Annotated in this window: 19 protein-coding genes; 10 read left to right on the top strand and 9 right to left on the bottom strand. The window is 65.6% G+C overall.

Going from position 1 to position 16,070, the window contains the following annotated elements:
• Positions 1 to 42: 42 nt before the first annotated feature.
• The gene (locus KUW62_RS03385) at positions 43 to 1,248 is read left to right on the top strand and encodes a UbiH/UbiF family hydroxylase (protein ID WP_224814109.1); all 1,206 of its coding nucleotides are present in this window, start codon (positions 43 to 45) and stop codon (positions 1,246 to 1,248) included.
• 104 nt (positions 1,249 to 1,352) lie between these two features.
• Here the strand turns inward: KUW62_RS03385 and KUW62_RS03380 are convergent, their stop codons facing one another.
• Genes KUW62_RS03380 through KUW62_RS03370 form a run of 3 tightly spaced genes read right to left on the bottom strand, consistent with a single transcriptional unit; the run spans position 1,353 to position 3,452 of the window.
• Positions 1,353 to 2,489 (bottom strand): aminotransferase class V-fold PLP-dependent enzyme, encoded by a 1,137-nt coding sequence (locus KUW62_RS03380; RefSeq protein WP_224814108.1) that lies wholly within the window; start codon positions 2,487 to 2,489, stop codon positions 1,353 to 1,355.
• A 58-nt stretch (positions 2,490 to 2,547) separates the two neighbouring features.
• Positions 2,548 to 3,000, bottom strand: coding sequence for an Lrp/AsnC family transcriptional regulator (locus KUW62_RS03375; protein ID WP_224814107.1), 453 nt, complete (start codon positions 2,998 to 3,000; stop codon positions 2,548 to 2,550).
• Positions 2,997 to 3,452 (bottom strand): Lrp/AsnC family transcriptional regulator, encoded by a 456-nt coding sequence (locus tag KUW62_RS03370; RefSeq protein WP_224814106.1) that lies wholly within the window; start codon positions 3,450 to 3,452, stop codon positions 2,997 to 2,999. The genes KUW62_RS03375 and KUW62_RS03370 overlap by 4 nt, the downstream gene beginning before the upstream one ends.
• 132 nt (positions 3,453 to 3,584) lie before the next feature.
• On the opposite strand from KUW62_RS03370, the gene ilvC reads away from it, so the two are divergent.
• Complete coding sequence (gene ilvC, locus KUW62_RS03365; protein WP_224814105.1) at positions 3,585 to 4,607, top strand: ketol-acid reductoisomerase; 1,023 nt, start codon at positions 3,585 to 3,587, stop codon at positions 4,605 to 4,607.
• 324 nt (positions 4,608 to 4,931) lie between these two features.
• On the opposite strand, the gene KUW62_RS03360 is transcribed toward ilvC, so the two are convergent.
• Entirely contained in the window at positions 4,932 to 5,117 is a 186-nt protein-coding gene (locus tag KUW62_RS03360; RefSeq protein WP_224814104.1) for a hypothetical protein, read from the bottom strand.
• A 119-nt stretch (positions 5,118 to 5,236) separates the two neighbouring features.
• On the opposite strand from KUW62_RS03360, the gene KUW62_RS03355 reads away from it, so the two are divergent.
• The 3 genes from KUW62_RS03355 (at position 5,237) to KUW62_RS03345 (ending at position 7,293) form a co-directional block, all read left to right on the top strand.
• Positions 5,237 to 5,698, top strand: a complete 462-nt coding sequence (locus KUW62_RS03355; RefSeq protein ID WP_224814103.1) for a GyrI-like domain-containing protein — start codon at positions 5,237 to 5,239, stop codon at positions 5,696 to 5,698.
• Positions 5,699 to 5,764: 66 nt separating this feature from the next.
• Positions 5,765 to 6,376 carry a GNAT family N-acetyltransferase gene (locus KUW62_RS03350; RefSeq protein WP_224814102.1) on the top strand — a complete coding sequence of 204 codons (612 nt, stop codon included), beginning with the start codon at positions 5,765 to 5,767 and terminating at the stop codon, positions 6,374 to 6,376.
• Entirely contained in the window at positions 6,373 to 7,293 is a 921-nt protein-coding gene (locus KUW62_RS03345; protein ID WP_224814101.1) for a DMT family transporter, read from the top strand. The genes KUW62_RS03350 and KUW62_RS03345 overlap by 4 nt, the downstream gene beginning before the upstream one ends.
• Here the strand turns inward: KUW62_RS03345 and KUW62_RS03340 are convergent.
• From KUW62_RS03340 to KUW62_RS03325, 4 genes are all read right to left on the bottom strand, one after another.
• A complete protein-coding gene (locus tag KUW62_RS03340) occupies positions 7,260 to 7,760 on the bottom strand; it encodes a CAP domain-containing protein (protein ID WP_224814100.1) in 501 nt (166 codons plus the stop codon). The two genes, KUW62_RS03345 and KUW62_RS03340, sit on opposite strands and share 34 nt — an antisense overlap.
• Before the next feature lie 192 nt (positions 7,761 to 7,952).
• Positions 7,953 to 9,296, bottom strand: a complete 1,344-nt coding sequence (locus tag KUW62_RS03335; RefSeq protein ID WP_224814099.1) for an 8-oxoguanine deaminase — start codon at positions 9,294 to 9,296, stop codon at positions 7,953 to 7,955.
• Positions 9,289 to 10,104, bottom strand: a complete 816-nt coding sequence (gene hisN / locus KUW62_RS03330; RefSeq protein ID WP_224817026.1) for a histidinol-phosphatase — start codon at positions 10,102 to 10,104, stop codon at positions 9,289 to 9,291. Before hisN ends, KUW62_RS03335 begins: the two co-directional genes overlap by 8 nt.
• Before the next feature lie 107 nt (positions 10,105 to 10,211).
• A complete protein-coding gene (locus tag KUW62_RS03325) occupies positions 10,212 to 10,613 on the bottom strand; it encodes a helix-turn-helix transcriptional regulator (RefSeq protein WP_224814098.1) in 402 nt (133 codons plus the stop codon).
• 217 nt (positions 10,614 to 10,830) lie between these two features.
• Here KUW62_RS03325 and KUW62_RS03320 point away from each other — a divergent pair, with 217 nt between their 5' ends.
• Positions 10,831 to 11,790 (top strand): NADPH:quinone oxidoreductase family protein, encoded by a 960-nt coding sequence (locus KUW62_RS03320; RefSeq protein ID WP_224814097.1) that lies wholly within the window; start codon positions 10,831 to 10,833, stop codon positions 11,788 to 11,790.
• Positions 11,791 to 11,812: 22 nt separating this feature from the next.
• On the opposite strand, the gene KUW62_RS03315 is transcribed toward KUW62_RS03320, so the two are convergent.
• Complete coding sequence (locus tag KUW62_RS03315) at positions 11,813 to 12,667, bottom strand: LysR family transcriptional regulator (protein WP_224814096.1); 855 nt, start codon at positions 12,665 to 12,667, stop codon at positions 11,813 to 11,815.
• 122 nt (positions 12,668 to 12,789) lie between these two features.
• On the opposite strand from KUW62_RS03315, the gene KUW62_RS03310 reads away from it, so the two are divergent.
• The 4 genes from KUW62_RS03310 (at position 12,790) to chrA (ending at position 16,054) form a co-directional block, all read left to right on the top strand.
• Positions 12,790 to 13,014, top strand: coding sequence for a DUF1127 domain-containing protein (locus tag KUW62_RS03310; protein ID WP_224814095.1), 225 nt, complete (start codon positions 12,790 to 12,792; stop codon positions 13,012 to 13,014).
• Positions 13,015 to 13,181: 167 nt separating this feature from the next.
• Positions 13,182 to 13,940, top strand: coding sequence for a Bax inhibitor-1/YccA family protein (locus KUW62_RS03305; protein ID WP_224814094.1), 759 nt, complete (start codon positions 13,182 to 13,184; stop codon positions 13,938 to 13,940).
• A 171-nt stretch (positions 13,941 to 14,111) separates the two neighbouring features.
• Positions 14,112 to 14,801 carry a rhodanese-like domain-containing protein gene (locus KUW62_RS03300; RefSeq protein ID WP_224814093.1) on the top strand — a complete coding sequence of 230 codons (690 nt, stop codon included), beginning with the start codon at positions 14,112 to 14,114 and terminating at the stop codon, positions 14,799 to 14,801.
• The gene (gene chrA / locus KUW62_RS03295; protein ID WP_224814092.1) at positions 14,798 to 16,054 is read left to right on the top strand and encodes a chromate efflux transporter; all 1,257 of its coding nucleotides are present in this window, start codon (positions 14,798 to 14,800) and stop codon (positions 16,052 to 16,054) included. Before KUW62_RS03300 ends, chrA begins: the two co-directional genes overlap by 4 nt.
• The last annotated feature ends 16 nt before the right edge of the window (positions 16,055 to 16,070 follow it).

Genomic DNA, 16,070 nt, shown 5'->3' with positions numbered 1-16,070 from the left:
AGGTCGCTTTCCCAAGCCCCGCCCGCGCCATATGTCTGACCCATGGCGCAGTTTGACGACATCGACATCTTCGTCTCCGGCGGGGGCGTGGCGGGCCTGGCCGCAACGATCGCCTTTGCGCAGGCGGGCTTCCGGGTGGTCTGCGCCGATCCGGCGCCGCCGGTGACGGGCCGCGACGAGGCGGGCGCGGATCTGCGCACCACCGCGTTCTTGCAACCGGCCCGCGATTTCCTTGACCGGATCGGCCTGTGGGACCGCTTCGCGCCCCACGCCACGCCGCTTCAGGTCATGCGGATCGTCGATGCGGGTGGGGCGGAGCCGGAGGCGCGTGCGATCCACGATTTCGACGCCGCCGACATCTCGGACCAGCCATTCGGGTGGAACCTGCCCAACTGGCTGCTGCGCCGGGAAATGGTGACGCATCTGGAGAGCCTGCCCCATGCCGATTTCCGCCCCGGCACCGGCACCGCACACCTCCTGACCCGGCAGCGGGAGGCGCTTGTGACGTTGAGCGACGGCACAAGGCTGCGCGCGAAACTGGTCGTGGGGGCCGATGGCCGCAATTCCCCGGTCCGTGCGGCGGCGGGGATCAGGGCGCGCACGACACGCTACGGCCAGAAGGCGCTGGCCTTCGCCGTGACTCATGCACGGCCCCACGACAATATCTCCACCGAGACTCACCGCAGCGGCGGTCCGTTCACCCTGGTCCCCCTTCCCGACCGGGACGGCCACCCCTGTTCCGCCGTGGTATGGATGGAGCGAGGGCCGGAGGCGGCGCGGCTGGCCGATCTGCCAGAGGCCGCGTTCGAAGCGGAGATGACGGAGCGCTCCGCCGGGCTTTACGGGCCATTGAAGCTCGCCTCCCGCCGGACGATCTGGCCGATCATCAGCCAGATCGCGGAGCGGATGGAAAGCGAGCGCGTGGCCCTGGTGGCGGAGGCGGCCCATGTGGTCCCGCCCATCGGCGCGCAGGGGCTGAACATGAGCCTGGGTGACATTGCGGCCTTGCTGGATGTGGCGGAACAGAACCGCGACGATCCGGGCGCGGCGGACGGGCTTGCCCGCTACCACCGCACGCGCCACACAGAAATCATGGCGCGGGTGGCGGGGGTCGATGCGCTCAACCGGGCGTCCATGGCCGAAAGTCAGGGGTTGCGGGATCTGCGCCTGCGCGCGCTCAACGCACTCTATACCGTCTCGCCGGTGCGCAAAACGCTGATGCGCGCGGGTCTTGGGGCGCGGGGCTGAACCGCCTCTGGCGTCGCTCGGATGTGAGCGCGGCCCATGGGGGGCCAGCCCCCCATACCCCCCGAGGTATTTGTGAAGCAAAGACAGCAGGCGCGCGGGAGCACTCAGCGGTCGGGGAAGACCTGGTCCAGCGCGGTTTTCAGGCGGGCGAGTGCGGCATCGGTATCGTAGAGCTTGTCGAGCCCGAAGAGGCCGAGGCGGAAGGTCATGAAATCCGCGGGCTCATCCACCTGCAGCGGCACACCTGCGGCGATCTGCATGCCATGGGCCGCGAATTTTGCGCCGGATTTGATATCGGGATCCTGTGTGTAGCTGACCACGACGCCGGGCGCGCCGAACCCATCGGCGGCGACCGATTGGATGCCCTTTTCCTTAAGCATCGCGCGCACGCCGTCCCCCAACGCCCATTGCGCCTCTTTCAGCCTGTCGAAGCCGTAATCGCGCGTCTCCACCATCGTGTCGCGGAACACGCGCAGGGCGTCGGTGGGCATGGTCGCGTGGTAGGCGTGGCCGCCATTCTCATAGGCCAGCATGATATTGTGCCATGTCTTGAGGTTGGTTGCGAAGCTGTTGGACTCCGTCTCCGCCATGCGCGCCACGGCGCGGTCGGACATCATCACGAGACCCGCGCAGGGTTGCGCCGACCAGCCCTTTTGCGGGGCGGAGATCAGGATATCGACGCCGGTGGCCTTCATATCGACCCAGGCGCAGCCCGACGCGATGCAATCAAGCACCATCAGGGCACCAACCTCATGGGCCGCGTCCGCGAGCGCCTTGATATAGGCGTCGGGCAGGATGATGCCGGCAGATGTTTCCACATGGGGGGCGAAGACGATGCCGGGCTTGTCCCTTAGGATGCGCTCCGTGACCTCTTCGATCGGTGCGGGCGCGTAGGGGGACTGGGCCGCGTTGCCCGCGGGGCGCGCCTTCATCACCGTCACGTCCCCCGCGAAGCCACCGGCGTCGAGGATCTGCGACCAGCGGAAAGAGAACCAGCCGTTGCGCACAACCAGCACGTCTTGGCCCTGGGCGAATTGTCGGGCCACCGCTTCCATCCCGAAGGTGCCGCCGCCGGGGACCAGCGCGACTGCATCGGCGTTGTAGACCTGTTTCAGCATGGCGGAGATGTCATTCATCACGCCCTGAAAGGCGACCGACATGGAATTCAGCGAGCGGTCAGTGAAGACGACGGAATATTCCAGCAGACCATCGGGATCGACATTATCGAGTAGGGCTTTCATGGGCGCATCCTCCGTTTGGAATTGGATACGGGTGCCGCGCGGTGGGGTAAACCCCGTGCTAGAGGGGGCCGGGGCGCTGTTCCTCGGACAAAAGCACGTTGGCCTCCACATTGCCGACGCTCGGCAGGGTCATGATGCGGCGGCGCAGGACCCGCTCGAAATCGGCCAGATCGCGCGCGGTGACACGCAGGCGATAATCGTAAAGGCCGAGAACGTGTTCGACGGTCTGCACTTCCGGAATGGCGGTGATCGCGCGTTCGAAATCCTCAAGATTGGTCCGCGATTTGGTGGACAATTTCACGCCGAGAAAGACCGTGACGCCGAAGCCGAGGGCCGCCGCGTCAAGGTCGAGCCTGCGCCCGGCGAGGATCCCGGCATCCGTCAGGCGCTGGATGCGTCGCCACGCCGCCGGTTGGCTGAGCCCGACGCGGCGGCCAACCTCGGACGCCTTGAGCGTGGCGTCGCGGGACAGATGGCGCAGGATGGCGAGGTCGGTCGGATCAGGGATCATAATGGCAGACTTTGCGTATTCTTGATCGTGGCCACCTGCATCAGCGCCTCGATATCGGCGATATGGGGCAGGGTCAGCACCCGGTCGCGGTAGATTTGCTGATAGGCGGGCAGATCGCGGGCGATGATCTTGAGGCGTGCATCGACGCGGCCCAGAAAGGTCTGGATCTCGATCACGTCCGGCACGTCACGGGCGGCGGCGAGGAATTCATCGAAGGCGCGCGGGTTGGTCTTGTCGAGCGTGATGCGCAGCGACACCTCCACCGCATAACCGAGCGCCTGCCAGTCGATCACCGCGTGTTGACCGCGCAGGATGCCGGTGGCGTGCAGCCTCTCCAGCCGCTTGTAGGCGGTGGCCAGCGGAACGCGCGCGGCCTCGGCCAGTTGGCCCGTGGGCTGCGCCGGGTCCGCTTGCAGATGGCGGAGCAGCCGCCGGTCGATATCGTCAAGCATGGTTTTCTCTTAAATGGATATAGAGCGCATGAATTTTTCTTTTATTGCAGAATGCAGGCTACGGCAAACGGCGAAATCGCGCGCATCTTCCGGCAAAAGCAGCGCCAGCACTTATTCCAATAGGAGAGAGACATGCGCGTTTACTACGATCGCGATTGCGATGTGAACCTGATCAAGGACATGAAGGTCGCCATTCTGGGCTATGGCAGCCAGGGCCACGCCCATGCGTTGAACCTGCGCGATTCCGGTGCGAAGAACGTCGTCGTGGCGCTGCGCGACGGCTCCGCTTCGAAGGCGAAGGCGGAGGGCGAGGGCCTGAAGGTCATGGAAATCGCCGAGGCCGCCGCCTGGGCCGACCTGATCATGTTCACCATGCCCGATGAATTGCAGGCGCAGACCTACAAGAAATACGTCCACGACAACCTGCGCGACGGGGCGGCGATCGCCTTTGCCCACGGCCTGAACGTCCATTTCGGCCTGATCGAACCCAAGCCCGGCGTCGATGTGATCATGATGGCCCCCAAGGGCCCCGGCCACACGGTGCGCGGCGAATATACCAAGGGCGGCGGCGTGCCGTGCCTTGTGGCGGTCGACAATGACGCCTCGGGCCGCGCGCTGGAAATCGGGCTGTCTTACTGCTCCGCGATCGGTGGCGGGCGGTCCGGCATCATCGAGACGAACTTCCGCGAGGAATGCGAGACCGACCTGTTCGGGGAGCAGGCCGTCCTTTGCGGTGGCCTTGTCGAGCTGATCCGCATGGGCTTCGAGACGCTGGTCGAGGCAGGCTACGCCCCCGAGATGGCCTATTTCGAGTGCCTGCACGAGGTGAAGCTGATCGTGGACCTGATCTACGAGGGCGGCATCGCGAACATGAACTACTCGATCTCCAACACGGCCGAGTACGGTGAATATGTCTCAGGCCCGCGCATCCTGCCCTACGATGAGACCAAGGCGAAGATGAAGGCGGTTCTGCGCGACATCCAGACCGGCGCATTCGTGCGGGACTTCATGCAGGAAAACGCCGCCGGTCAGCCCTACTTCAAGGGCACCCGCCGCCTGAATGATGCCCACCAGATCGAAGAAGTGGGCGAAAAGCTGCGCGCCATGATGCCGTGGATCTCCGAAGGCAAGATGGTCGACAAGGCCAAGAACTGATGTGCCATCGGGGGCGTTGCATCCGTACCGCGCCGGCCTGAACGGCTGGATGCGGCAGCGTCGGGCTGCCGCCGCTAACCAGCGGCGCCCAACGCCCCAAGAAACGTCAAATCGGCCCGGACGATCCGTCCGGGCCGATTTGCGTTCTGGTGTAGGGGTACGCGGCGGCGCGGTCCTTTTGCCGGGCGATCATGCATCCTCCGCTTCGCATCACGCACGTCGTGTGTATGCCGGGTGGGGCTGGATGGAGCGCCGGTGCAGAGCTGGGCGCGTCACATCATGGGGCCGATCGCAAAGCCACGTTGCGGACGCCGAAAGGGTCGATCAGGCGTGATCGTGGCGCGGTGCCGTTACGGGGTTCGGGCCGGGCCCGTCCTTGGCAAGGGACGATTTCGGCGCGTTGGGATTATCCAACCGATCCTCCGTCCGTTTCTTGCTGATGCCCGCCCAGACGAGGAAGGCGAACATGGTGAACAGGAACAGGCCTGCGAGAAAATACCAGGTTTCCATTGTGCATCTCCGATTGATCAGGGTCTGACAGGGCAACCCCGATCCCCGCCCGCCGGTTCCGGCGAATCTGTGAAACGCCCCCGATTTGCTGTATCCTGGTGCCGGAGGAGGTGCGTGATATGGACGTCCATCGCAAGATTCTGCCGGAGCAATCCTACATCTATGTGGACCGGGAATGCCCCTTCGGCCCGGAGATCGCGGACGCGATGGGATCGGCCTTTGCGGAGGTTTTCGGCTTTGTCGGACAGGCGAGCCTGACGCCCCTGTCGATGCCGATGGCGGTCTATACCGTGATGGATCCGAAACTGCTGCGGTTCCGCGGCGCGGTCATGGTCTCACCCGAGGATGCGGCCAAGGCCAGCGGGGCGATCAAGGCCGAAACCCTGCCCGCGGGGGACGCGATGCACGCGGTCCATGTCGGGCCCTATGACAACCTGAACCAGACCCATAGGGCGCTCTGGGATTACATGGGGGCCGAGGGGATCAAGGGGACGATGCCGGTCTGGGAAATCTATGTCGACGATCCGGCGGAGACGACACCCGAAGACCTGCGAACCGAGATCTATTGCGCGATTGAATAGTGTACGGCCCGCGCGCGGGATGCGGGTTTGGTTGACCGCCGCGATCCCGCGCGCCATGTCTGCACGATGAGGATCACCATCCGACCGGCGGAAGAAGGCGACCGCGCCACGATCATCGCGGCCAGCCAGAAGACATGGGACGCCCATCGTGCCCGCCAGCCCCACGCCTTCCCCGAAAACGGGTGGGAGATGTTGATGGCGCGTGACCACGTGCTTGCCTTCCGCGATGCGAAGGGACAGCCCGTGAATCAATCGGAAAACCTGTTTGTCGCCGATGCCGAAGGGCAGATCGTGGGCTATGTCCTGCTCAGTTGGCACCTGCGCCGGGACGCGGAGGCGTACCACAAGGGCTCCGTCAACGATATCTGGGTCCACGAGGATTGGCGCGGCAAGGGCATCGCGATGGAACTTCTGGAGACGGCCAAGGCGGAGGCCGAGGCGCGGGATTGGCATGACCTGACCGCGCAGGTCTGGGACGGCGCGCCATCGGCGGACCTGTTCGCGCGCGCCGGGTTCACGCCCCGTTCGACCATCTGGCGTTTCGGGCCGGACCGCCCCGCGCGCCCGATCGAGCCACGCGAGGCGGCACCACCGCACACGGAAGATGCGTGGTGGAAATGGGTCGTGCTGGCCGTGATCGTCGCGTGTTTCATCGCCATCGCGTCGAGCTTTCAATGAAAGCGTCCCCCGCTGCACCTGGCCTTCTGAACTGGTTCCTCATCACGCTGCTTGGGCTGATCTGGGGCACCGTTTTCATGGGCACCGCAACCGCGTTGACGGGAATAGGCCAATGGTGGGTCGCCGCTGGGCGCGTGGCGCTGGCGGCCCTGATCCTCGTGCCGCTCAGCTTCGCGATGGGACAGGGTTTGGACAAGATCCTGGGATTGCGCGCCTGGGCGTTCGTGTCGGTGATCGGCCTCGGCTCCCTGGCACTGCCGCTTGTGCTGCTGTCATGGGGGCTGTCGCAGGTGCCGTCGGCCTTCGCGGGTGTGGCGATGGGCGCGATCCCGCTGCTGGTGTTGCCGATGGTCGCGATCTTCTCCCCCGAGGAAGGGATTGGACGGCGGCAGGTGATCGGGGTCGGCCTTGGCTTCGTCGGCCTTCTATTGCTGGTCGGTCCGGGTGCGTTCGGGGAAGGCACCCTTCTGGGACGGCTGGCCTGTATTGCCATGGCGCTGTGTTACGGCGCGGGGTCGGTGATGACACGGCGCGCGCCCACGATCCCGCCGGTGGCCTTTGCGACCGGCATCCTGTTCACGGCAAGCGTGGCCCTGGTGCCCTTGGCCTACGTGCTGGACGGCCCGCCCGCCGTGACGCGCCCCTGGGCGGGGTGGGCGCTGCTTTACACCGCGATCTTCCCCACCGGATTAGCGGCGATCCTGCGGATACGGGTGATTACGACGGCGGGGTCGCTGTTCATGTCACTGACCAGCTACATGATCCCGATCTGGGCCGTGTTCTTCGGCGTGACGCTGATGGATGAACGCCTTCCGCCCCAGCTATTCTACGCGCTAGCGCTGATCCTGGCGGGCATTGCGATCAGCCAATCACACGCGATCGCTCAGCAACTGCGCCCGAGAACCAGGACGGAATAGGTCCCGTTGCGCGCAAAGCCGAATTGGGTGGCCTGCGGCGACAGGATGTTGCGGCGATGGCCGTCGGAACTCATCCAATCCTGAAAGACCTGCGCGATGTTGGTCTGGCCGTGGGCGATGTTTTCCGCCGCGAAGCAGGCCGTGTAGCCGGAAGCGCGCATCCGCGTGGCGAGGGTGGAGCCGTTCGCGCCCGAATGGCTGAACTCGCCCGTCCGCGCCATCGTGTCGGCGTGGGCCTGGGCCACCGCCTGAAGCGCCGCGGAATGGCCGACAGGACGCACGACCCCGTTCTGTGCCCGGAGGGTCGAGACACGGGCACCGACATTGGCGATATCAACGGAGGTCCCGAAGCTGAGGCGCGATGTCCCCGCCCCGGTGGCATTCGTGGTGACGCTGTTCCCGGTGGGCGTGCAGGCGGACAGGCCAAGAAGTAGGACGGCAAAGGCCGCCGCCAGTCGGATCATCATTGCAACGGATCCCTTGTTTTGAGCTCGATTGCGTCAAGGATGCCTGAGGGCGCTTCATTGGGCAAGGACGCAATACGTCGTGCTATGCGGCCTGTGGATAAGTTTGGGGATAGTCCTGACGGTTGGCGCGGATGTGTAACGCGAACCGTGTGTGCGCGACGTTTGGCGGCCAAACCCGTTCGAAATTCACAATCAGGGCGTCGCGGCAAGCTCTTGCGCAAGCCGACGTTGCTGGTCGATATGCGGGGCAAGGTCGGTGGACTTCAAAGCCCCGTCGCGCACCACGCGGCGACCCTCGACAAACAGGTCCCGCACGCGGCGCGGCCCGGCTAGAAGCAGGGCCGCCATGTCCCAGGACCCCGCCGCCTCCACCCCCGACATGTCCCAGATCGCCAGATCGGCACGGAAGCCCGGCGCGATCTGCCCGATCTCCGCGCCACGGCCCAGAACCTCCGCCCCGCCGCGCGTAGCGATCCGCAGCGCCTCCCGCGCGGACATCGCGGACGGGCCGGAGGCTACGCGCTGCAACAAGAGCGTATGGCGCGCCTCGTCGATCAGCGATCCCGCATCGTTGGAGGCGGAACCGTCGACGCCAAGCCCCACCTTCACGCCCGCATCCCGCATCGCACGGACCGGCGCGATCCCGGACGCGAGGCGGCAATTGGAACAGGGGCAATGGGCCACGCCCGTGCCGCTGCGGGCGAAAAGGTCGATCTCCGCCCCGTCGAGCTTCACGCAATGGGCGTGCCAGACATCGTCGCCGATCCAGCCCAGATCGTCGGCATATTGGCCGGGGCGACAGCCGAATTGTTCAAGGGAATAGGCGATGTCCTCATCATTCTCCGCCAGGTGCGTGTGCAGCATCACGCCCTTGTCGCGCGCCAGCAGCGCCGCGTCGCGCATCAGCTCCCGGCTGACGGAAAAGGGTGAACACGGGGCCACACCGACCCGGCACATGGAGTCGGGGGCAGGATCGTGGAACGCGTCGATCACGCGGATGCAATCGTCGAGGATCGCCTCCTCCGCCTCCACCAGGTCGTCGGGGGGCAGGCCGCCTTGCGACACGCCGATGGACATCGCCCCGCGCGTGGGGTGAAACCGCAACCCCACCTCCGCCGCCGCCGCGATCGTGTCGTCCAGCCGCGCGCCGTTGGGGTAGAGGTAGAGGTGATCGGACGAGGTCGTGCAGCCCGAAAGCGCCAATTCCGCCAGGCCCACCACGGCAGATGTGTGCATGTGGTCGGGCGTGAATCGCTGCCAGATCGGGTAGAGCGTTTGCAGCCACCCGAAAAGCGCCGCATCCTGCGCCCCCGGCACGGCGCGTGTCAGGGTCTGGAACAGGTGATGATGCGTATTCACAAGGCCCGGCGTGACCAGGCAACCGATGCAATCCAGCGCCTCCGCCTCCGTCTCGATCCCCCGCGCGATCTGCGCGATCTGCCCGTCCTTCAACAGGATATCGACGTCCGAATGCTCCGCCATCACGTCGTCCATGCTCAGGCAGAGCGTGACATTGCGCAAAACGAGATCAGCCATGGGTCGCCCCCTGCACCAGCGCCAGGGCGGCGGCGTGAAGCGGCTCGGACGCGGCCGCAATCGCCCGCCCGCCGTCATGGACCGGGCCGCCATCCCAATCGGTCACGATACCGCCCGCCGCCTCGATCACCGCGATGGGGGCGGCGATGTCATAGGCGTTCAGCCCCGCCTCGATCACCAGATCCACCTGCCCCGCTGCCAGAAGCGCGTAAGCGTAGCAATCGCAGCCATAGCGGGTCAGTTGGACAGCATCGCGCACCGCCTCAAACCCGGCGCGGTCGTTTGGCGTGCCGACCTCCGGAAACGTGGTGAAGAGCGTCGCCTCGGCGAGGCTCGCGGACGGGGCGACGGCCAAGGGTGCCTCCCCCATGGGGCCGACCACGCGGGCGCGGCCAAAACCGCCCTCGAACCGCTCCCCGATATAGGGTTGGTCGATGATACCATATTGCGGCCCATCCGCGCCGTTCAGGGAAATCAACACGCCCCAGGTCGGTGTGCCGGAGACGAAGCCCCGCGTGCCGTCAATCGGGTCCAGCACCCAGGTCAGGCCGGATGTCCCGGGGCTGGCGCCCTCCTCCTCCCCCAGGATGGCATCGTCAGGGCGGCGCCGTGCCAGAACGACGCGCATCGCGGCCTCCGCCGCGCGGTCCGCAATCGTCACCGGATCGTAGTGGTCCGTTTCCTTGGAGGTCGTGCCAAGGCCGCGCCCACGGAAATGCGGCAAGATCGCTGCGCGGGCTGCGTCGGCCATGGCATGGGCCACATCCATCAACTCACGCTGAAGCTCTGGGGAAATCGGGTCGGACATCGGCCAGCCGCCTTTGGAAAGGATCACCGGCACGGGCGCAGCCGTGCGGCTTTGGCGTGGCATGGGGCCGCGCCCCGGTCAAGCGGGCGCGGGCGTCGAGGTCCGGATCAGGCCGCGGCGGTGTCCGACAGCACGCGGGCCAGATCGAACAGGCGACGGCGCTGGTTTTCCGGAATGGCGTAGTAGGACCGCACAAGCTCCAGCGCCTCCCGATCGGCAAGCAGATCCCCCGGCAGCGCGGCGTCATCGGCGGTATCCAGCCCGGCACTGACGTCGGAGGCTTCCTCCGTCTGCTCCACCCCTTCGAAGAAATAGCTGACCGGCACCGACAGGGCCGAGCCGATATCCCAAAGCCGGGAGGCGGAGACGCGGTTCATCCCGGTCTCATATTTCTGGATCTGCTGGAACTTGATCCCGACCTTCTCGGCCAGTTGCTGCTGGGTCATGCCCACCATCCAGCGACGATGGCGAATTCTCTTTCCGACATGGACGTCCACATGATGTGTCACGCGTGCTCTCCCCAAACGGTGCGTGGCGGTCGTATGTTCGTGGTCGGTAGCCTGAGCGGGGTGTCTGACGTCCCGCCTCGGATCAGGCGTATCGGAAGAGTAGATCGCTACCATAGACGTTCAATGGCAGGTTGTGCAGTTTTTTTCATCCTCTGGCGCGGGCGGCGCGGGCAAGCTAGGACAACGCCGGACCGAAACAGCTTCGAGGGCGCCGAACATGCGGGCATATGTGGTGAGCGATCATGGAACCGAGCCGAAGGTGCAAGATATTGCGGAGCCCCGCCCCGGACCCGGTCAGGTCCTGATCCGCATCAAGGCCTGTGGTCTGAATTTCGGTGATCTTCTGATCATCAACGGCACCTATCAGGACACGCCCGCCCTGCCCTTCACGCTTGGCATGGAAATCGCGGGTGTGGTGGAGGCGTTGGGGGACGGCGTCACGTCACCGGCCATCGGCACCCGCGTCGCCGTGTTCGAAGGGTCGGGTGGATTGGCGGAAGCGGGATGCTTCGACGCGGCCCGCTGCGTGGAAATCCCCCCCTCCATGCCGTTCGAGGAGGCGGCGGGCTTCATCGTGGCCTATGGCACGTCGCATCTGGCGCTGACGGACCGGGCGCGGCTGGCCAAGGGCGAACGTCTGCTGGTCCTTGGGGCCGCGGGCGGTGTCGGGCTGACGGCAGTGGAACTGGGCGCGGCCATGGGGGCGGAGGTGATCGCCGTGGCCCGCGGGGCCGAGAAACTGGCCGTCGCGAAGGCCGCGGGCGCGACCCACCTGCTTGACAGCGACACCGCGGATATAAGGGCGGAGGTGAAGGCGCTTGGCGGTGCGGATGTGGTTTACGATGCCGTGGGTGGAGACGGCTTCAAGGCCGCGATGCGCGCCACCAATCCCGGCGGACGCATCATCGTGATCGGGTTCGCCAGCGGGGACGTGCCGCAAATCCCGGCCAATCACCTGCTCGTCAAGAATATCGACGCGATCGGCTTCTATTGGGGTGGCTATATGAAATGGGCGCCGGAACGACTGGCGCGCAGCCTGTCGGACCTCATGGCGATGTATGCGGACGGCAAGCTGTCACCCCATATCGGCGCGACCCGTCCGCTGGACCAGACGACGGAGGCGTTGGAGCTTCTGCGCGCCCGCAAGGTGTCGGGCAAGGTTGTCGTGACGATGTGATGCGCGGCACCGCGTGATGGGCCTACATCGCGCGATACGCTTGCCGAATAAGGTCAGTCAGCGCATCCACCGGCTCCGCCCGGGACAGGTCGGACCGGTACATGTTGATGCGAATGCGCGGCAGGGACGGCAACGCGCCATTGTGGGCGATCATCTGCGTATAGGGTGATTCCGTGCCTTCGATCACGGCATGGACCGCCAGATCGGCGCTGACCGACGCCTCCACCGTGCGGATCGAATCCGCCTCCACGGCGATCTCCCAGGAAATGCCCGCGGCATCGAGGGCCGATAGTGCGGGACCACGGAAGATGCAGGCATCCTCCAGCGCCAGGCGCAGGGGCCGCTGTTTCCACATCTGTCCATCTTGTGCGCCGACCCAGACCATCGGCCGCTCCAGAAGCGTCTCACCACCCCGATCCACGTCTTCCTCGGTGGTCAGGATCACGTCGACCTCTCCCCGCTCGAACGCGGCCTTGAGGTTGATGGTCCCCATCGACAGAAGCTGCACCCGCATCCTCGGATAGGCCGTGTTGAACCGTTGCAGGACTTCCGGGATCGCCGGGTAGACGACATCATGGGGCACGCCGAGGGTGATCACGCCTTCGTATTCCTTGGAAGTCAGGCGGCCCAGCACCTCGTCGTTCAATTCCAGCATCCGGCGCGCATAGCCCAGCATCTGCTCCCCCGCGCCGGTGAGGTTCAGCTTCCGCGTCGCCCGGTCGAACAGCGCGACATCAAGCGCCTCCTCCAGCCGCTTGAGCTGCATGGAGACGGCTGATTGCGTGAGGTTCAGGAAGCCGGACGCTTTCGTCACGCCACCGGCATCGACAACGGTCACGAAGGCGCGCAGCGCGGTGAGGTCCAGGTTGCGGGGCATGCATCAAATCCCGTGATGAGAAACTTCAATAACATTCGTTATCAAAATGCGACCCGCGCGTCTACATATCACCTATCGGAATACAAAATCGACACTTCGTCACAAAATCGAAAGGAAACGCCATGGCGCATATGCCCCTGACCCGGCGCGCCGCGCCGCCCAAAGCCCGGACCGCACCGACGGTTTCGGTCGCCGCCGTTGCGCGCCTCTTCCGTGTGTGGCGTCAGCGTCAACACCTGGACCGCCTGCCCCCGCACATGCGTCGCGACATCGGCCTGAGCGACGCGGAGGTTCACCGCGAGGTGGGCCGCCCGATCTGGGATGTGCCGCACACATGGCGCCTCTGATCCGATCCCTCGCGTCGCAAGGGCGATCCGGCAGGCGATCAATAGGAAAAAACTATCGGTCCCAGCGGAAACGTTAGGGACCGATTGCTTGAAATATGCCCCGACCTCACCGATATTCACCCATGAGACGCCCCGTCGGGGCTCAACTGGTTTTTCTGGAGGAACCTATGGCTGAATATCAGACGATGCGTTCGCAAGGCATCGCGACCTCCGCGGCGGAGATCGACGCAGGCCTGCGCGCACACATGAACAAGGTCTACGGCACGATGTCCATCGGCCTGTTGATCACCTTCGCCGCCGCATGGGCGTTCGGGTCCAACCCCGCGCTCCTGTCGCTGCTCAACGACCCCGTGACGCTGCAACCCACGATCCTTGGCTGGATCGTGATGTTCGCGCCGCTGGGCATGATCTTCGCGTTCGGCGCGATCATCACCCGCGCCTCCTCGGCCGCGGCACAGCTGTTCTTCTACGCCTTCTCCGCCGTGATGGGGATGTCGATCAGCTATATTTTCGCCGTGTTCACCGGCGCGTCGATCGTGCAGGCCTTCCTGGTCACGTCGATCGCCTTCGCGGGACTTAGCCTGTTCGGCTATGTCACGAAGAAAGACATCTCGGGCTGGGGTGCTTTCCTGTTTATGGGCTTGATCGGTGGCATCGTGCTGATGATCGGCTCGCTCGTGATGTCCGCCTTCTTCGGCATCGTGATCCCGGGCTTCGATCTGGCGATTTCGGCCCTGCTTCTGCTGGTTTTCGCGGGTCTGACCGCCTACCACACGCAGACGATCAAGCAGGACTACATCGACCACGCCCAGTACGGCGATACGGAGTGGCTGGCGAAGTCCGCGATCATGGGCGCGCTGAACCTCTACATGTCGTTCATCAACATGTTCCTGATCATCCTCAGCTTCCTGGGCAACCGCGAATAAGCTGACGTGATCTAAAACGATCCACGAAGGGCCGGGACACTTCCCGGCCCTTTTTCGTTGCGTCGCCCCCGACGCTCCGGCATGGTCCGGATCAGGGGAACCGGCTCCCCTTCAGGCAGATGCCCAAGCTCCGATCTTGCGAAGCTATGGATGCCTGAAAGGACCTGCGCCATGTCCCCTGATTTCCCTACGTGCACGCCGATTGACCTGATCCTCGCCCTGACCCGGCCGGACGCGCCGATCCTCATGGATGTTCGCCTGCCCGAAGACGTGGAGGAGATTGCGGGCCGCCTGCCCACGGCAATCCCTGTCCCCCACACCGATGCCCATGCGCAAGTGGTGCTGGCCCAGGGCAAGGGCGCCATCGTGATCTGCCACAAGGGGCTGAAACTCTCTGCCGGGGTCACGGCACGCCTGTCCAATCACGGTATCGCGGCCCGGCGCTTGCGGGGCGGACAGGTCGAGTGGGTCGGGGCGGGCTTGCCCGTATCCACGCGCACACCGCCCACGATCTATGCCCTGCCACTGGACGCAACCGCGGCGGAGGTCGCGTCGTGTTGGGCCGCGATCCGCTTCACCGCGCCGGGTGCCGAGCTATTGCAGGTTCCGCGGGCCGATCTGGATGGCGTCGCCGCGCGCTTCGACGCCTGCATCGCCACGGCGCGTGATGCGCCCGCCATGCCCGGCCTGGCGGACTTTCTGGAAGAGGTCGGCACCAATCCCCTGTTTGCCGCTCAACTCGTCGGCGCGGGCGATCGGCCAAGCGCGGCCTTCCCCTGCCTCGACGCCGCCTATCGCGGGCGGTTGCGCACAATGCCCGACGCTCCCACCCCGACCGCGCTGCACGGGGCGCAATCATGACGCAACCGACCCTCTCCCAGATGTTCCGCGTCTTCGGGCGTATCGGCCTTCTGTCCTTCGGCGGGCCCGCGGCGCAGATCGCCCTGATGCACCGCGAATTGGTGGAGGCGCGACCGTGGCTGAGCGAGCGGCAATTCCTCAACGCGCTCAGCTTCTGCATGTTGCTTCCAGGACCGGAGGCGATGCAGCTGGCCACCTATGCCGGATGGCGGATGCAGGGTATTACGGGCGGGCTTCTGGCGGGGCTGCTTTTCGTGCTTCCCGGCGCTGCGGTGATCCTGCTGCTCGCCAGCCTCTACGCCGCCTACGGCACCCTTCCCTTGGTGGCGGCCGTGTTCCTCGGCATCAAGGCGACCGTCATCATCATCGTCATCCAGGCGTTGATAAAGGTGTCCCGCAAGGCGCTTCGGGGCGGATTGGCGATTGCGCTGGCTTGCGCGGCTTTCGTGGCGATCTTCGTCTTCCAGGTGCCCTTCCCCCTCATCGTGCTCGCTGCCGCCGCCATCGGCGCGCTGTTCTTGCAAGGCGAGGTCGCGCCCGCCCCGCCCGTCGCCGTGTCGGCATCCCGCACCGCACGAACGGTGGCGATCTGGGCCGCGATCTGGCTCCTGCCGCTACTCGCCCTGCGCTTCTTTGCGCCCGGTGTGCTGGCCGATGTGGCCACCTTCTTCTCCACGCTCGCCGTGGTCACCTTCGGCGGAGCCTATGCGGTGCTGGCCTACATGGTGCAGGAAGTCGTGGTGGGCTTCGGCTGGCTGACCACCGGCCAGATGATGGACGCCCTGGGATTGGCCGAGACGACACCGGGGCCCCTGATCCTCGTCACGCAATTCGTGGGTTTCATGGCCGGCGCGCAGGCGGGTGGCTGGGGCATGGGGGCCCTCGCGGCCCTCGTGACGTTATGGGTGACGTTCGTGCCGTGCTTCCTGTGGATCTTCGCGGGCGCGCCCTACGTGGAATGGATCGCGTCCCGCCCGCGCCTGACCGGGGCGTTGCAGGGGATCACGGCGGCCGTGGTCGGCGTGATCGCGAACCTGTCGCTCTGGTTCGCGCTGCACGTGTGGTTCGCGGTGGTGACGCGGACGGATTGGGGCCTGTGGTGGCCCGATCCTGCAACCCTCTCGCTGCCCGCAATCGCCCTGTCGCTGATCGCGGGCGCGCTCCTGATCTGGCGCCGGATGGACCTGTTATGGGTGCTCGTCATCATGGGGGCGCTTGGCGCGGTGGCGGCGACGCTTCCGGGCGGCATTTGAGGTGTTGACTCCCCGC

Origin of the sequence: Hasllibacter sp. MH4015, from assembly GCF_020177575.1 — a bacterium.
GTDB lineage: Bacteria > Pseudomonadota > Alphaproteobacteria > Rhodobacterales > Rhodobacteraceae > Gymnodinialimonas.
This window is presented reverse-complemented; position numbering and strand designations above follow the sequence as displayed.

Excerpts from the sequence above, each read along its gene's own strand:
- KUW62_RS03310 (WP_224814095.1), top strand. The coding sequence starts at position 12,790 with ATGGCGCATATGCCCCTGACCCGGCGCGCCGCGCCGCCCAAAGCCCGG.
- ilvC (WP_224814105.1), top strand. The coding sequence starts at position 3,585 with ATGCGCGTTTACTACGATCGCGATTGCGATGTGAACCTGATCAAGGAC.
- KUW62_RS03350 (WP_224814102.1), top strand. The coding sequence starts at position 5,765 with ATGAGGATCACCATCCGACCGGCGGAAGAAGGCGACCGCGCCACGATC.
- KUW62_RS03305 (WP_224814094.1), top strand. The coding sequence starts at position 13,182 with ATGGCTGAATATCAGACGATGCGTTCGCAAGGCATCGCGACCTCCGCG.
- KUW62_RS03315 (WP_224814096.1), bottom strand. The coding sequence starts at position 12,667 with ATGCCCCGCAACCTGGACCTCACCGCGCTGCGCGCCTTCGTGACCGTT.
- KUW62_RS03320 (WP_224814097.1), top strand. The coding sequence starts at position 10,831 with ATGCGGGCATATGTGGTGAGCGATCATGGAACCGAGCCGAAGGTGCAA.
- KUW62_RS03355 (WP_224814103.1), top strand. The coding sequence starts at position 5,237 with ATGGACGTCCATCGCAAGATTCTGCCGGAGCAATCCTACATCTATGTG.
- KUW62_RS03300 (WP_224814093.1), top strand. The coding sequence starts at position 14,112 with ATGTCCCCTGATTTCCCTACGTGCACGCCGATTGACCTGATCCTCGCC.
- KUW62_RS03340 (WP_224814100.1), bottom strand. The coding sequence starts at position 7,760 with ATGATGATCCGACTGGCGGCGGCCTTTGCCGTCCTACTTCTTGGCCTG.
- KUW62_RS03380 (WP_224814108.1), bottom strand. The coding sequence starts at position 2,489 with ATGAAAGCCCTACTCGATAATGTCGATCCCGATGGTCTGCTGGAATAT.
- hisN (WP_224817026.1), bottom strand. The coding sequence starts at position 10,104 with ATGTCCGACCCGATTTCCCCAGAGCTTCAGCGTGAGTTGATGGATGTG.
- KUW62_RS03335 (WP_224814099.1), bottom strand. The coding sequence starts at position 9,296 with ATGGCTGATCTCGTTTTGCGCAATGTCACGCTCTGCCTGAGCATGGAC.
- KUW62_RS03370 (WP_224814106.1), bottom strand. The coding sequence starts at position 3,452 with ATGCTTGACGATATCGACCGGCGGCTGCTCCGCCATCTGCAAGCGGAC.
- KUW62_RS03375 (WP_224814107.1), bottom strand. The coding sequence starts at position 3,000 with ATGATCCCTGATCCGACCGACCTCGCCATCCTGCGCCATCTGTCCCGC.
- KUW62_RS03385 (WP_224814109.1), top strand. The coding sequence starts at position 43 with ATGGCGCAGTTTGACGACATCGACATCTTCGTCTCCGGCGGGGGCGTG.
- chrA (WP_224814092.1), top strand. The coding sequence starts at position 14,798 with ATGACGCAACCGACCCTCTCCCAGATGTTCCGCGTCTTCGGGCGTATC.
- KUW62_RS03345 (WP_224814101.1), top strand. The coding sequence starts at position 6,373 with ATGAAAGCGTCCCCCGCTGCACCTGGCCTTCTGAACTGGTTCCTCATC.
- KUW62_RS03360 (WP_224814104.1), bottom strand. The coding sequence starts at position 5,117 with ATGGAAACCTGGTATTTTCTCGCAGGCCTGTTCCTGTTCACCATGTTC.